14 protein-coding genes and 1 pseudogene are annotated in these 14,291 nt (G+C 69.7%); 7 read left to right on the top strand and 8 right to left on the bottom strand.

The window, feature by feature from the left end; all coding sequences use genetic code 11:
* Positions 1 to 205: 205 nt before the first annotated feature.
* The 3 genes from QQM39_RS45910 to QQM39_RS45900 all read left to right on the top strand — a co-directional run bounded on the left by QQM39_RS45910 (position 206) and on the right by QQM39_RS45900 (position 5,672).
* Positions 206 to 1,378, top strand: a complete 1,173-nt coding sequence (locus QQM39_RS45910; protein WP_302004071.1) for an exonuclease SbcCD subunit D — start codon at positions 206 to 208, stop codon at positions 1,376 to 1,378.
* Between the two features lie 2 nt (positions 1,379 to 1,380).
* Positions 1,381 to 4,395 (top strand): SMC family ATPase, encoded by a 3,015-nt coding sequence (locus tag QQM39_RS45905; protein ID WP_302004070.1) that lies wholly within the window; start codon positions 1,381 to 1,383, stop codon positions 4,393 to 4,395.
* A gap of 314 nt (positions 4,396 to 4,709) precedes the next feature.
* A complete protein-coding gene (locus QQM39_RS45900) occupies positions 4,710 to 5,672 on the top strand; it encodes a hypothetical protein (RefSeq protein ID WP_302004069.1) in 963 nt (320 codons plus the stop codon).
* Positions 5,673 to 5,686: 14 nt separating this feature from the next.
* Here QQM39_RS45900 and QQM39_RS45895 read toward each other — a convergent pair whose 3' ends face one another.
* A complete protein-coding gene (locus tag QQM39_RS45895; protein WP_302004068.1) occupies positions 5,687 to 7,015 on the bottom strand; it encodes a hypothetical protein in 1,329 nt (442 codons plus the stop codon).
* 165 nt (positions 7,016 to 7,180) lie between these two features.
* On the opposite strand from QQM39_RS45895, the gene QQM39_RS45890 reads away from it, so the two are divergent.
* From QQM39_RS45890 to QQM39_RS45875, 4 genes are read left to right on the top strand one after another with little or no spacing between them, the layout of a single operon-like run.
* Complete coding sequence (locus QQM39_RS45890) at positions 7,181 to 7,330, top strand: hypothetical protein (RefSeq protein ID WP_302004067.1); 150 nt, start codon at positions 7,181 to 7,183, stop codon at positions 7,328 to 7,330.
* Positions 7,331 to 7,351: 21 nt separating this feature from the next.
* Positions 7,352 to 8,521: a cupin domain-containing protein gene (locus tag QQM39_RS45885; protein WP_302004066.1), complete on the top strand. Its 1,170-nt coding sequence runs from the start codon at positions 7,352 to 7,354 to the stop codon at positions 8,519 to 8,521.
* Positions 8,518 to 9,429, top strand: coding sequence for an aldo/keto reductase (locus tag QQM39_RS45880; protein ID WP_302004064.1), 912 nt, complete (start codon positions 8,518 to 8,520; stop codon positions 9,427 to 9,429). Before QQM39_RS45885 ends, QQM39_RS45880 begins: the two co-directional genes overlap by 4 nt.
* 19 nt (positions 9,430 to 9,448) lie before the next feature.
* A complete protein-coding gene (locus tag QQM39_RS45875; RefSeq protein WP_302004063.1) occupies positions 9,449 to 10,246 on the top strand; it encodes a hypothetical protein in 798 nt (265 codons plus the stop codon).
* 167 nt (positions 10,247 to 10,413) lie between these two features.
* Here QQM39_RS45875 and QQM39_RS45870 read toward each other — a convergent pair whose 3' ends face one another.
* The 7 genes and pseudogenes from QQM39_RS45870 to QQM39_RS45845 form a co-directional block, all read right to left on the bottom strand.
* Positions 10,414 to 10,845 (bottom strand): SAV_6107 family HEPN domain-containing protein, encoded by a 432-nt coding sequence (locus QQM39_RS45870; RefSeq protein ID WP_302004090.1) that lies wholly within the window; start codon positions 10,843 to 10,845, stop codon positions 10,414 to 10,416.
* A 363-nt stretch (positions 10,846 to 11,208) separates the two neighbouring features.
* Positions 11,209 to 11,457, bottom strand: a pseudogene (locus tag QQM39_RS46455) (helix-turn-helix domain-containing protein); the annotation flags it as partial.
* A gap of 32 nt (positions 11,458 to 11,489) precedes the next feature.
* On the bottom strand, positions 11,490 to 11,633 hold the full coding sequence (locus tag QQM39_RS45865; RefSeq protein ID WP_302004062.1) for a hypothetical protein: 144 nt from the start codon (positions 11,631 to 11,633) through the stop codon (positions 11,490 to 11,492).
* Between the two features lie 641 nt (positions 11,634 to 12,274).
* Entirely contained in the window at positions 12,275 to 13,018 is a 744-nt protein-coding gene (locus QQM39_RS45860) for a hypothetical protein (protein ID WP_302004061.1), read from the bottom strand.
* A 38-nt stretch (positions 13,019 to 13,056) separates the two neighbouring features.
* On the bottom strand, positions 13,057 to 13,497 hold the full coding sequence (locus QQM39_RS45855) for a hypothetical protein (protein ID WP_302004060.1): 441 nt from the start codon (positions 13,495 to 13,497) through the stop codon (positions 13,057 to 13,059).
* A gap of 117 nt (positions 13,498 to 13,614) precedes the next feature.
* Positions 13,615 to 13,857, bottom strand: a complete 243-nt coding sequence (locus QQM39_RS45850; protein WP_302004059.1) for a DUF3761 domain-containing protein — start codon at positions 13,855 to 13,857, stop codon at positions 13,615 to 13,617.
* A gap of 131 nt (positions 13,858 to 13,988) precedes the next feature.
* On the bottom strand, positions 13,989 to 14,243 hold the full coding sequence (locus tag QQM39_RS45845; RefSeq protein ID WP_302004058.1) for a DUF6207 family protein: 255 nt from the start codon (positions 14,241 to 14,243) through the stop codon (positions 13,989 to 13,991).
* Positions 14,244 to 14,291: the final 48 nt, after the last annotated feature.

Below are 14,291 nucleotides of genomic sequence, written 5' to 3'. Positions count from 1 at the left end.
CCGGGGCTGGTGGGCAGTTCGAACTCCGGCTCGTAGCGCAGTGGGATTGCAGGTAGCTGTGGTCGAACTGCCGTCCGGAGTGCAGCACTCCCTTTCATGCCGTGCCGACGCAGTAGTCCTGCCATGCCGCTTCATGCGCCTGAAGTACGGTTTTTATCTGAAAAGCCATCCGCTGCTGTGGCCTCACCCGTTACGTTCTGGCGTCATGAGGTTCCTGCACACTTCGGACTGGCATCTGGGCCGTCGGTTCCACGGGGAAGACCTGATCGACCATCAGCGCAAGGTTCTGGCCCATATCTGCGCAACCGCCCGCACCGAACAGGTCGACGCTCTGCTGATCGCGGGCGACATCTACGACCGCGCCATCCCGAGCCTGGACGCGGCACGTCTGTTCAACTGGGCCCTGCATGAACTCGCCGACCTGGGCATCCCCACGATCATGATCAGTGGGAACCACGACTCCGCCCACCGCCTCGGCATCGGCTCCGGCCTGTACGCCAAAGCCGGCGTGCATCTGCGTACTGATCTCGCCGAGGCGTCCCGCCCCGTCCTGATGGCCGATGCCCACGGCCCGGTCGCCGTCTACGGCGTGCCCTACCTGCATCCCACCCTGGTCAGCGAGCAGATGCAGGTGGAGATACCTTCCCACCAGGCCGTTCTCACCGCGGCCCTGGACAGCATCCGCGCCGACCTCGCCACCCGCCCAGACGACACCAGGGCCGTCGTCCTGGCCCACGCGTTCATCACCGGCGCGGACAGCTGCGACAGCGAACGCGATATCAGCGTCGGCGGCGTCGCCCACGCCGGCGCCGCCGTGTTCGACGGCATCCACTACACCGCGCTCGGCCACCTCCACCGCCCCCAGGCCGTCAGCGACCGCATCCACTACAGCGGATCCCCGCTGGCCTACTCCTTCTCCGAAGCCGGCCACACCAAATCCCTGGCCCTGGTCGACCTGGCAGCCGACGGCACGCCCACCGTCACGCACCAGGACATCCCCACCAACCTGCACCTGCCGCTAGCCCGGCTCACCGGGCGCCTGGAGGACCTGCTATCCGACCCCGCCCACGCACCGCTGACCGACGCGTGGCTGCACGCCACCCTCACCGATCCCGCCCGCCCGTACGAGGCGATGAGCCGCCTGCGCCAGCGCTTCGCCCACACCCTCGACATGAAGCACGAACCCGCCGCCATCCCCGCCCAGGCGACCGACACCCCCACCTACCGAGACCGGGTCCGCGGCCGCGGCGACCTCGAAATCACCCACGACTTCATCACCGCCGTCCGCGGAAGCGCCCCCACCGACGACGAGCAAGCCCTGCTGTGGGAAGCCGTCGACCACATGCACGTGCACGCCCAGCAGAAGGAAACCGTCTGAACATGCGCCTGCACTCCCTGCACCTGCAGGCATTCGGCCCCTTCGCCAGCCGGCACAGCATCGACTTCGACGCCCTGACCACCGACGGCCTGTTTCTCCTGCACGGCGACACCGGAGCAGGCAAAAGCACCCTGTTCGCCGCCATCTGCTTCGCCCTCTACGGCTATCCGCCCCGCGAGCGCAACGCACGGCTGCGCAGCGACCACGCACCCGCCGACCTGCTCACCGAAGTGACCCTGGAAACAACCATCGCCGGCAAACGCCTGCAGATCCGCCGCGTGCCCGCGCAGCGGAAGCCCCACTCGCGCCGCCCGGGCGACTTCGTGGACCACAAACCCGAAACCGACCTCAAGCAGTGGACCGAAGACGAGCACGGGCAGGGCCGCTGGGAGGGCATCACCAGCTCGCACAAAGAGGCGGGCAAAGAGATCGAATCCCTCCTGGGCCTCAACCGTCAGCAGTTCTGCCAAGTCGTCCTGCTCCCGCAGAACGACTTCACCAAGTTCCTGCAAGCGGACGCCTCCGAACGCCGCGTCCTGCTGGGCACCCTGTTCGGAACCCGCCGCTTCGGCCTCATCGAGCAGTTCCTGGCCGAACGCAAGACCACGACCGCCAAACGCCGCGACGAGGCCCGCGCCGACGTCATGCGCCTGACCGAACGCATCCAGCAGGCCGCCGGCGACGAACTCGACCCCTCCACCGGCGCGCCACGCCCCGACGACCCAGCCACCCTCACCGATCAAGCGCGTCTGTGGGCCGCCGCCCTGCACCGGCAGGCCGTCACGCTCCAGCAGGATGCCACCGCCGGCACCGAAAACGCCCGCCAGCTGCTGGCCGACTGCCGCACCACCGAGCAGCACACCCGCGACCTGCACCGCCTTCAGCAGGCACACCACACCGCACAGCAGGAACTGACCCAGCTTGACGAACGCACCGACCACTACACACAGCTCGCCGACCGACACGAGCGCGCCCGCACGGCGAGGCAACTGCAGACCGTTCTCGACGACGCCCACACCGCGGCCCGCGAACACAGCCTCGCCCTGGCCGCCGACGCAAACGCCCGCGCTCTCCTGTCGGCCGAACACGCCTCCCAGGACGGCAACGATCTCTCCCAGGCCGCGCAACAGGTACGCGGCCGCATCGGCGCCGCACAGGCCCTGCTCCCGGATGAAGCCGCGCTGCAGCAGCTCACCGACGAACTCGCTGTGCTCTCAAAAGAACGCAACGAGCTGGCCGACACCGTCACCGAGGCTCAGGACTGGCTCAACGGCCTGCCTCAGCTGCGCGAGACACTGACCGCACGGCTTCAAGCAGCCCGCACCGCCCAGGAAGCCAGCCGAGAACTCACCGTCACCCTCAGCGCGGTGAATACCCAGTGCGAGGCCGCCGCCCGCCGCGACAGCCTGCTCACGCAGGTCGCCGTCGCCGAGGAAGCCCTCACCAAAGCCACCGGCATTCTCAACCAGGCCGCCGCGGCCTACATCGACATCCGCCGGCGCCGCACCGACGGCATCGTCGCCGAACTCGCCGGCCGCCTCAAGGACGGCGAAAGCTGCCCCGTCTGCGGCTCCGCCACCCACCCGGCACCCGCTACTCCCCAGCCGGGCCAACCCACAGCCGCCGACGAACAGGCCGCCGAAGCCGCCCACACCGCCGCGCAGCAAGAGGAGAAGAAGGCCAGCCAGAGGCTGGGCGGCCTCGAGCAGGAGGCCGCTGAAGCACGTGGACAGGCTGGCGGCGACACCCCTCTGGCCGACCTCACGGCCCGACGCACTGAGCTGACCGACCGCCTCCGCCAGACCCTAGCCGAAGCCGCGGACGCAGGCGCAGCCGAAGAAGAACTCACCCGTCTGCAACAGCAGCAGACCGACCGCGAAAACACCCGCAACACCGCACAGCAGCGCCTGGGCGCCATCGACGCCACCTACGACAGCCTGCATACCCAGCGCGAGACTCTCAACCGGCGCCTGGCTGTCGCCCTGGGCCAACACGCCACGCTCGCCGACCGCATCCGCCACCTCACCCAACTCGCCGAGCAACTCGAGACCGCAGCCGAGTGCACCACCGCCTTGGTCCGCACCACCGACGATCTGCGCACCGCCACACAACGCGCCGAGCAGGCAGCCCAGGCAGCCGGATTCGCTTCACCAGCCGAGGCCACGGACGCCCTGCTGCCCGACGACGACCTCGCCCGGATCAGCGAAGAGATCACCCGCTGGCGCGAACAGCGCCTCGTCCTGGCCGCCCGCCTTGACCAACCCGACCTCAAGAACGCCGCCGCCCGGCCTCCCGCATGCCTGGAGCACGCAGTGACGGAACTGGAGAAGGCCACCACCGCCCACTCCAGCGCCACGGCTGCCGAAACCAAAGCCACCGACCGCGTCGACGCCCTCGCCGTACTCGGCACCCAACTCGACGCCTTCACAGCGAGCCTCGAACCGCTGGAGGCCGCCTACCGCACCGTCGACCACCTCCACGGCCTGATCAGCGGCGGCTCGCTCAGCAACCAACTCCGCATGCAACTGGAGTCCTACGTCCTGGCCGCCCGCCTCGAGGAGGTCGTCGACGCAGCCAACACCCGCCTGACCCGCATGTCGCACCACCGCTTCACCCTCGTCCACTCCGACGAACGGGCCGCCCGCGGCGCCAAATCCGGCCTGGGCCTGAAAGTCCTGGATGCCTGGAACGGACACCAGCGCCACACCGACACCCTCTCCGGCGGAGAATCCTTCTACGTCTCCCTGTCCCTGGCCCTGGGCCTCGCGGACGTCGTCACCGCCGAAGCTGGCGGACAAGCACTCGATACGCTCTTCATCGACGAAGGCTTTGGCACCCTCGACGACGACACCCTCCATCAGGTCCTCGACGTCCTCGACTCTCTGCGTGACCACGACCGCACCGTGGGCGTCATCAGCCACGTCGCCGAGATGCGCCGCCGCATCACCCAACGCCTCCACGTCCGTAAAAGCCCCGTCGGCTCCACCCTCGTCCACATCACCGAGGCAGCCGAATGACATCGAACCCACCTGTGCACACCACTGCCAGCGCCCCGAACAGGCTGGCTGCACCGGGCCCACAGCGCACCGCCCCCTCCTGGTCTGCCCCGCTACAACTCGGCCCGAGAAGACCTGAGGACCGCTCCCAGCAGGAAGGGCGGTTTCCCGGTATGAGTTGTCCCAGCGGCGTACCCGGGGCTTCATCGTCCCGTTCCTGCCAGTGGGCGAGGTCGCCCACCCGTGTATTTCGTCACCGCCTCGATCCCATTTCGTCTGGTGCCCGCCGTGGCTTGGGGGAAGTACGCAAGGCGATCGACGGCCATGATGTCGGCATGGACGACGCACCGCAGGAAACGCCCCCTGCCCGACCCGATACTGCAGCTCTCGGCGCGTCCGGCGAGACGCCGTCAGAAGTGCTGAGCCTCGCTGCTCCGCGTCGGCGCACCGTGGACGACCACATGTTCCGTGCGGGGCGCACGTCGTTTCGATTGCAGCTGTTCACGGCACCGGGGCAGCGGGCAGTGGCGGTGGCTATTCAAGCCGAGGGAGAGACCCCGAGCCTGACCAACGTGGCCGAGTCGTGTGCAGCAGCGGTGTGGCAGCAGCACTGCCCCGACCAGGGACTGCCGCCGGTGTGGATCGAGCGGCAGTTTCCGGGCGCGTTCGGTAGGGAGCCGGACTTTCGGTTGGTCACCTTCGGTGAGAACGAGCCGTACCAGGTGCGCCATCCGAGCTGGTGCACGATCAGCGCGGAGCAGATCGTGCACCTGGTCGGCGGTCCGGTCGCCGAAGACCGCGGCAAAGGCTACGTGCCGCCCGAGCCGGAACCGGAGCCGGACCTGCGGTTCGAGGCGATGGCGCTGTGGCGCCTGGCGAGGCCCCGCCCGTTCCGCGAGGAATGTATGTCCGGCGGCACACCCTGGTGGCGACGCTGGACGAACCGGGTTTTCCCGCGGCATGGGGGGCGGTCCTGCTGCTGGTACCACTCTGGCGACTGGCATCGGGTCAACCACATGGCTCTCGCCGCCCTGTCGCGCGCGCAGCACGAGGGCGTGAAGGCGGAATGCATGGTCGACTACGCCCTTGAGTACGCCGCTGCGGCTGGCGCGAGTGAGTGGGAGCAGCAGGTGTTCCGGACGTTGTACTGCCTCGGCGACGCCATCCAGCCTTCCGGCGACGACTACATCAGCAATGGCTTCATCAACGGCCAGCACCGCGTTCAGGCGATGCTGGATGCCGGAGTGCGCCGGACTGTGGTCCTGCGCCATGTGTGGCCGGACAGCCCGGCCTACTGAGGACCTCTGCCGCCTCAAGCGGCGAGGAGGTCTCGGAGTTCCCGTACGGCACGCTCACGGTAGTGCTCGGCGGGGATTGCCTCGTACAGGTCCAGGGCGCGGCGGCGGACCAGGCCGGTGCGGTAGTCGACGGGCAGCGCTGTCAGGGCGTCGACCGTACGACGGCACGCCTGCTCCGTGTCGCCGTCGTGATGGGAGCAGGCGGCGGCGTCGATGTTCAGCAGGGTGCGCGTCATGGTGCTGGTCGGCGCGGACAGCTCCAAGGCGCGCTCTTGGCTGACGTGGGCGAGGCGGGTGTCTCCGAGCGTGGTGAAGGCGTGGCTGAGGTGAACGTGGTGCTTCTGCTCGCCGTACGTCAGCCACGTGTCCGACCGCTCGCCCTCGGGGAGCCGGTCCATGAGGGCGTCGGCGGCCTCGAGCGCGGCGCGGGCCTGCTCGCCCTGGTGGTTGAGGGCGTAGGCGCGGGCGGCGACTGCGGCCGACAGCGTCGCCGCGGCGGTCGGCCGGTGCCCGGCGACGTGACGGGCCCGTTCGGCAAGGCCGACCGCCGCTTTCGGGGCGCCGTAGTTGAGCGGGACCATCGCCTCCCGGGCGAGGACCCATGCGTGCAGCTGGTCGTCGCCGGATTCGGCGGCGGCCCGGGCGGCCGTGGCGAACCAGGCGCGGGACTCCCGGCGGCTGCCCAGGTCGTGTAAGACGATCGCGGTCATCCCGGCCATCTGCCCGGCCGTCCGGCACAACCGTGCCCGTACCGGGGCGGGCTGCGGGCCGGTGAGCAGCGAACGCAGACCGGCGAAGTCCGAGACCAGATCGGCAAGAACGCCAGTGGGCTGCTGGCCGTGGTAGCCGTACCCGTAGCTCTCGGCTGCGGCCTCCAGGTCGGCGAGATCCTTAGGCGTGTCAGAGGAGAGGGCCTTGTCGACGTCGGTCCGGGCGGCGGTAAGGGCGGCGAGCGCCGGAGCGGTGAGGCCGGCGGCGAGCGCGCCACGCAGCAGATTGCGGCGCTTCATCGGATCATCTCCATGGTCGGACTCCGTGCTGAGAGCGGCGGTGTCCTCCCAGGGTTGCGCAGCCAGCCCCAGGAGGGCACCAGGAATGCGCAGACCGCCGGAGATTCGCTCGACAGTTGCCAGCGCGGTGACAGCCGCGGCGCCCCGGGCAATCTGGCTGACCCGCTCGGACTTGAGCGCGCACGCCTCAGCGATCCGGTTGAAGGAGATCCCCACGTCGTGGGCTATGGCGAAGACGGTGGAAAAGTCGCGCTGGCTCAGGGCCCGAACGAAGCCGGGGTCGGCCAGCAGGCGGTGCGGCACTTGAGCGGGTGACGGCGGTAAATCGTCCACAAGTCCCCCTGAAATCTCTGGAATGACAGTGCGTCAGCCTCACGACCATACCCACCGTGGGGCCCCCATGGAGGGGTTAGCGCAAGCGGCTGCCCCGGCTTCACTGGCGGGTGTTCGCGGCCGTTCCGTCCAGGGGGCGGCCAACCGATCAGAAGGAGGGTCCTCATGCAGAGTCCCGTTCAGCCCCCGCCCGCCGCGTCCGGGCCGTCGACCGGCGGCCTGGTCCGCTCCCGCCGGCTGATCGTCGCCGCCCGGCGCCGCAACGCCATCCCCTCGGACGGCGGCGGCACCGGCCGCAGCGACGGCAACGACTGACGGACCGGGAGCCCTGACGCGATGACGGATCTGTCCATCGCGGCATGCCTGGGCGAGGACTTCCTCGCCCAGGCACTGCACCGCGAATACCGCCACGTACCCGGCGCGCTCGACGTCGCCGGACTGATGACCTGGGACGACCTCAACCAGATCCTGGCCGCGCACCGGCTGGAGCCGCCGCGCATGCGGCTGTCCCGTGACGGCAAGACGCTGCTGGTCGGTGGATACACCGCGCCGGTGGCCACGCGTCGGCACACCGTGTGGCACCGCCTCCACCCGGCCGAACTGCACGCCCGCCTCGAGGAGGGTGCCTCGCTCGCCCTGGACAGCGTCGACGAACTTCACCCGCCGATCGCCCGCCTCGCCGAAGCAATCGAGCGCCACCTCCGTACCCGCGTGCAGGCGAACCTCTACGCCTCGTGGACCAGCACCGATGGCTTCGGCGTTCACTGGGACGGCCACGACACCGTCGTCGTCCAGCTTGACGGCGCCAAGCGGTGGCGATACGGCACGACCCGACCGTTCCCGCTCTACCGCGACATCGAGGACCCGGGCGAGGCGCCCAGCGAGCCCGTCGCCGACCTGGTCCTCCTTCCCGGCGACGTGCTGTACGTGCCGCGCGGCGTGTGGCACGCGGTCTCCGCCGACCAGGGCGTGCGCTCCCTGCACGTCACCTGCGGCCTGCGAACCCACACCGCGACCGACCTGATGGCGTGGGTGTCCGAGCAGCTGCTCACGCACGAGGACTGGCGGCGCGACCTGCCCTTGCTCGCCTCGCCGGACGTCCAGGCCGACGCCGTGGACGGGATGCGCAAGCGGCTCGCCGAACTGCTGGACGACCCGACGCTGATCGCCCGCTACCGGGCGGCGATGGACGGGCAGGCCGTCGGCCGGATGGTGCCGAGCCTGCCGTACATCGACGCCATCCCCGTCGACGGCAGCCTGCGGATCCGGCTGACCACGGCCCGCGCGGTCCTGGAGACCGGCGAGGACGCGGTGACGCTGTCCGCCGCCGGGAGCATGTACGAGTTCGCCCCGGCTGCTGAGGCGGTGCTGCGCCCGCTGATCGACGGACGCACCGTCGATCTGGCCACGCTCGCGGAAACAGCCGGCCTCGCCCTGGAGGACGTCGCCGGGCTGGTCCAGGAGCTCGTTGTCGGGCAGGCCGCGACGGTGGGGAGCCTGCTGTGACGGCACAACTCGCTCTGGGCACCTACCGGTGCCGGGCGATCCCGGAGGCGGCTGCCCGTGCGGCCGCCTCCGGCGCGCAGTGGGTCGACACCGCCCCCAACTACGCCACCGGCCGGGCACAGACCTTTCTGGCCCCGGCCCTGGCCGCCCACCCGTCGCTGCGGGCCTCCACGAAGGCCGGCTACTTCACCGCGGCCACCGGCACCGAAGCCGTGAACGCCGGTGCCCTCACCGAGGACCAGGCTGCGGCCGGGCACAGCCTCGCCCCCGACTACGTGCGCTGGCAGGTCGCCCGCAACCGCGAGCAACTCGGGCGCGACGCGCTGGACCTGGTCCTGCTCCACAACCCCGAGCGCGCATACACCGGCGACCGCCCCGCCCTGCACCGCGCGATCCGGGACGCGTTCGCCGTCATGGAAGAAGCCGCGGCGGCTGGGCACGTGACCGGGTACGGCATCGCCACGTGGGCGGGCCTGGAGGATGAGGTGTTCACGGTGGGGGAGCTGCTCGCCCTGGCCGCCGAAGCCGCTGGCGGGCAGCGTCACCACCTGGTCGCGGTCCAGCTGCCCGTCAGCCTGGTGATGATGACGCCGATCGCGCAGGCCCTTCACGGTCGGGGCCCGCTCCCGGCCGCCGCCGGCGCGGGGCTGCGGGTGATGGCCTCCGCCCCGCTGCACGGCGGCGAGCTGCCCGGCATGGTCGACCAGGAGCTCGCCGACCTCATCCGGCCGGGCCTGACCCCCGCACAGGCGTGCGTTCTGGCGGTCGCGTCATGCCCAGGAGTGACGGACGTCCTCATCGCCGCTTCCAGTGCGCCACACTGGAGGGAGGTGGCCGAAGCCGTCGCCCAACGCTCCCTGACCACCGCCAAGTTGCGGGAGATCACTGGTGTACTCGCCTCCCCCTGACCCGGATACCGAGCGCCGCATGCGCGCCCACCACGCCCGCGCCGCGAAAGCCCTGGACGTACAACTCGAGCCGGGCGGGGAGTGCTGGGGATGGGCCGGGCGCACCCTAGGAGCCCCGGCCCGCACCGCCGACGGCCAACCTGCTTGGCTGCGGCTGGCGTCCGCGCCAGAGGACAAGGCGTCGGGGAAGTTGTGGGACGGCGCCCTGGATGCCCAGCAGGCCTTCGGCGGCCTTGACGGGCACCGGCCCGCCCTCCTGGCCGTCCATGACGCCGTCGACGACGGCACCGCCTACCGGGCGGAGCTGTCGGTGCGCGTCGACGAGCCGGTCCTGTCCGACGATCCGATCCTCCAGCACGAGGCCCAGCTGTCTGACTCCTGGTGGCAGGAGCTCGCCGGGACGCTGGAGAAGGTGGCGGCCGTTGACACCGACCGCGTCGCCGTACGACAGCAGTACATGGACCGGGCGATTCCCCAGTTCGTAGGCATTCCGGCCCCCGCCGTCACCTGCTGGACCACCGCCCACTCCGACGTGCACTGGGCGAACCTCACCGCGTCGCCGCTGCGGCTCTTGGACTGGGAGGGCTGGGGCCGCGCGCCGGAGGGCTTCGACGCCGCCACGCTCTACGCCTACGCACTGCTCCAGCCGGACACCGCCGCCCGCATCCGCACCGTCTTCCCGATCCTGGGCAGCCAGGCCGGCCTCGCCGCCGAAGCGACCATGTGCGCCCAGATGCTGCAGACCGTGGCCCGCGGCGACAACCTGGTCCTCGAGGACCGGCTCCGGGACTGGGCGGAGGAACTCCGCCGGCGCTGACGGCAAGGGCCGGTCGGAGCTTGTTGCCAGCCCGACATCCCCTCTACGCGCCCCAGCAGGAAGAAGCGGGGTGGGGCGGGGCAGATCGGCCGCGCGGCGTGGGGGGATTGGGCGCCGCGCGGCTCGCCCTCGCGCGCGACGGCGGGGCCGCGCGCGATGCAGGTAGATCAGGCTGCCCGGTCGGCGAGATTCGCTCTGGTGGGGAGCAACAGCATGCGTTCCACCAAGCGAAGGAACATATCGGCGTCTCTCGCCATTTCCTGCGCATCCCGTGGCGACGCCGCTCCTGTGATGCCTGCCTCAGCGCGAGCCCTTTGCGTGGCCTGTGCTCCGAAATGCTCGGCCCAGGAACTGAGTTCTGGAGCGATCTCTGGCAGGACTTCCCAGGCGCTGCGAATGCGCCCCCGCTTGCGTGTCGACTCGGGACGGCCTCGTGTCGCCAAGACGGCTGCGGCCGTACGCAACGCCGCAAGATGCGCTTCGGCGAAACATTCATTGGGCGTGCCTGTCCGAGCCTTCCGTATCCCCTGACGGGCCAGGTGCAACAGATCTGCAGCCGCGGGCGCGTACGTTGCCCGGTCAGTCCCTCTGCTCGTCATGTGCACCCGTGACCACGCGGACAGCCACGGCTGAGCCTCCAACGGGCTGAGTCCCAGCGCCAGGAGATACGTCCGGAAGAAAGCCTCCGAGGGCAGATGGCTGCCACGCAGGACGTCCGAAAGCGTGCTGCGCGCTAGCCGGCAACCCAGCTCACGCCGCGCCCGCCGCTCGAGTGTCCGCAAAGTAGGGCTGCCCCGGTTAATGCGCAGCAGCCGCATGGCCTCGATCAGCGCCGCTGGGGTCCCGATGAGCTGCGGGTCCAATCCCGGACGCGTGACATGGTTGGCTCCCCTTGCAGGACGGGGCTGCTTCTTCGTGGCCAGCGAGGCCTCGAACCACAACTTCCTGGCGGGCCGTACATCCGCACCACACGCCGTCAGGAAACCCGCCACGGTCTCCCAGCGGACAGAACTGCGGCCCCGCTCTGCCCGGCACAGTGAGGCCGCCGAACATCCCGGCCGGCCCTCGAGCCGCGCCGCCACTGCACGCAGGGACAGGCGGGCCAGCTGCCGCTGCTGCTTCAGGTGAGCTCCCAGCGCGGCGTAGGCCTCCACCTGTCCGGTGCCAGAGGACTTCTTGCGAAGAGCTCGCTGAACCAGGGAAGGCGGCATCTGGGGCCCATCCTCGAACGCCGCGGTTCCCATCAGCGGCGGCCCGATCGAGACGCGGCGATCAGCTCCCGTACGACCCAGAGGCCCAGGCCAGCGCCCACCGTCACCACCGTGACGACGCTTTCCAAAGGCATGCCGGACCAGACGAGACCGGCAACAATCAGGAGCACGGTCATCACGAGGAGAGCTGCTGCCGTGGGTACGGCAGTCGATTCGGAACGAGGGGGACGCGCCGCGCTGTTGGCGGCCTCTCTTGCTTTGGGCATAGATGGACTCCACTACCGGTTCGCCACTCGACAAGCCGCCCTGTACGTACTCCAACTGGTTTCCAGCCCAGTGGAGTTGAGCGACTGCCTGTCATCGTTCCGGGCGCGTAGGGGGTAAGTCCAACGGGCACAGCCCACCGTTTCATTCTGTCCGGGCAAAACACTTGAATCGGCGGCGGTGAAACACCCCGCCGCCTCATGAAACACACAGCTCAGCGGCTACAAGGGCCCGGACAAGCCACCACGGCGGCACGAGACAGAACCAAATGTGTCCGGTCGCCGCTGTCCATCCGTTCCGGCCCCCGACATACTCGTCGTCAAGGCGTTGCGGTGCTTTGACCGCACGGCTCCCCCGGCCATCGCCACTCGACACTCAGGGGAACAAAGCAGGGACTGTTCCAGCAGACCTGCTCGGTGGTTGGGGGCGGTGGGGGCTCCACCAGAGAATCTGGTGGAGCCCCCACCGCCCCCAACCACCGACAATGCAGCCTGACGCTAGCTGGCCACCGCGGCCATCATCCGGCACGGCCAATCGCCCGCCAGAGATCTATTCACGCCTCATGCTTCCTGCGGCACGAGAAGTGTTCGGGCAGCCCTTCGGGTCCTTGAAGGCTTGCGGGCTGACCGCAGCCGAAGCGGCAGAGCGGGATCGTTTGACCCGACGCGTCGACCGGAACCCTGGCCGTCTCGGTTTCTCGGGGGCGGGACTCAAGGACGATCGCGCGGCTGCCACGTGGATGCTTCGGTTCAGCCCGCACCTCCGCAGCCGGACGGTCCTCGGTGCACCTGTCGCGCCGGTCCCCCTGTCGTACGGATGGCTGGCGTTCCCCGTCGTCCAGGGCGGGCCCGTTCGCCTCGAGGTACTGCTGCCACTGCCGGGCGGGGAGCCAACCGTGGTGGCCGCTCCGCTGGAACGGGACCCGCTCACCGGCTGCAGCCTCCACGATGAACCGGGTAAGGGTCAGGCCGCCTTCCCCTGTGAAAGTGCTCGACTGATGGGCGGGCATGAGGACGCGGTGCCAGCCCCCGCAGTACCCGGCGTCGGTGGGGTTCTCCGGGTCGTAGGGCTTCTCTGGGCACCGGGTGAGCGCGCCGTTTTGGCTGCACTGGCCCTCCTCCAGGACGAAGTTGCCATCCTGGACCGCGATGGGGTTCTTCTGCACGCGGATCACGGAGGCCGGCAGGTTGGGCGTGCGCACGTATGGGACGGTGCCGATGCCAGCGTGGTCGGGGTCGGCGAAGTCCCAGACCGACTGAATACCGCCGCGGCGCCGGAACACCTCCCGTGCACGCATTCCGCGGGCTGTCTGAGCGCTCAGCTGAGGCTCGTAGCCTAGACGATGCCGTTGGCGCCGTTGATCCGTACATCGAGGCGCGCGTGCCCGTCGGCGGTCTGCGACTCGATGTCGGCGTGGAAGCCGTGATCTTCGGAGTCCTTCGCGACACGTTCCTTGCGGGCGAGGTGCTCGTCGGACTCGTGACTGATGGGCTTCTCCCCGGGTTTCCGGTAGTGGGAGGCGAGCCATACGCCGTCACGCTGGACGAGGTACATGGGGACGCGCCGACCGCGGAGGTCCCGGCAGTCGGGGCAGATGAGTCCGCGCTTTTCGACGGGGACACGTCCTCGCATGCGCAGCAGCACGTTCAGGAGGTCTTGGCCTTGCGGGACGCCGAGGTCGGGGCGGTCCAGGTCGAGGTTGCGGCCGGCCGGTTCATAGTAGACGGGGTTGCGGAAGAGGTCTTCGTCGCTGTCGATCTGAAGGTCGTCGTCCATTGATGCTCCCCGCAGCCGCCACGAGTAGGACGCACAACGCTACGGGGAGGGTCTGACAATCGGGGTTGAACTGCGGAAACGGGGCGTATTGAGAAACACGGGGAGAGTCGGAGCGGTCTACTTGAACCAGTAGCGGACGCCGTGATGGTGGGAGCAGGTGCCCTGTGAGTGCCGCGAGTACGACAGGGAAGCGTCCCTGCACTTCGCGGTCTCGTACTTGTCCGCGGGCTTCTTGTGGTGCATCCACCCGCACACCCCGGTGGTGTGGTGGATGCAGTGGTGAGCGGTGTTCCACCCCGGCCGCAGAGCAGGATCAGGCACGGGGGTGGCCAGCATCGGCTCCGGCAGTGTCCACGTCACCGCGCCATGCCTTCCCCACAGGTCATCGGCCGCCCGGTGACTTGCCATGGCCGGACCGGTCTTGGTCAGGCTCGTGGTCGGGCGCGAGGGGAACTCCCGACCATGCTGCCGCTGACGGCGTCCACGGCAGGTCAGACGGCCACCGGGGCAGGCTCGCCCTCCGCCTGGTGCTCCGCTTCGGGTTCGGGTTCCTGGCGCAGATCCAGGAAGCAGCGCAGCCGTACGCCGGGTTCATCAGGCTCGCGGGTCGTACGGTCCGCCGGCGCGATTCCCCAGCGGGCGGCGAGCAACTCCTGGACCGCAAGCGCGGTCTCATCATCGGCGGCCGCGACTTCCACCACGGCCAGACCCGGCCTTGCCACATGCGCGTCATTGATCTGCCTCATGCCTGGCACTACGCGTCAGCGAGCCCGAAGGTTCTGGGACGCGGCGGG

This window comes from Streptomyces sp. DT2A-34, assembly GCF_030499515.1.
GTDB lineage: Bacteria > Actinomycetota > Actinomycetes > Streptomycetales > Streptomycetaceae > Streptomyces.
The sequence above is the reverse complement of the archived record's forward strand: the minus strand, read 5'-3'. Positions and strand labels throughout refer to the sequence as shown.

Coding starts and splice junctions, on each gene's coding strand:
- QQM39_RS45845 (WP_302004058.1), bottom strand. CDS start 14,243: ATGAGGCAGATCAATGACGCGCATGTGGCAAGGCCGGGTCTGGCCGTG.
- QQM39_RS45890 (WP_302004067.1), top strand. CDS start 7,181: ATGCAGAGTCCCGTTCAGCCCCCGCCCGCCGCGTCCGGGCCGTCGACC.
- QQM39_RS45865 (WP_302004062.1), bottom strand. CDS start 11,633: ATGACCGTGCTCCTGATTGTTGCCGGTCTCGTCTGGTCCGGCATGCCT.
- QQM39_RS45885 (WP_302004066.1), top strand. CDS start 7,352: ATGACGGATCTGTCCATCGCGGCATGCCTGGGCGAGGACTTCCTCGCC.
- QQM39_RS45910 (WP_302004071.1), top strand. CDS start 206: ATGAGGTTCCTGCACACTTCGGACTGGCATCTGGGCCGTCGGTTCCAC.
- QQM39_RS45875 (WP_302004063.1), top strand. CDS start 9,449: ATGCGCGCCCACCACGCCCGCGCCGCGAAAGCCCTGGACGTACAACTC.
- QQM39_RS45870 (WP_302004090.1), bottom strand. CDS start 10,845: ATGACGAGCAGAGGGACTGACCGGGCAACGTACGCGCCCGCGGCTGCA.
- QQM39_RS45860 (WP_302004061.1), bottom strand. CDS start 13,018: ATGCGTGCACGGGAGGTGTTCCGGCGCCGCGGCGGTATTCAGTCGGTC.
- QQM39_RS45905 (WP_302004070.1), top strand. CDS start 1,381: ATGCGCCTGCACTCCCTGCACCTGCAGGCATTCGGCCCCTTCGCCAGC.
- QQM39_RS45900 (WP_302004069.1), top strand. CDS start 4,710: ATGGACGACGCACCGCAGGAAACGCCCCCTGCCCGACCCGATACTGCA.
- QQM39_RS45855 (WP_302004060.1), bottom strand. CDS start 13,497: ATGGACGACGACCTTCAGATCGACAGCGACGAAGACCTCTTCCGCAAC.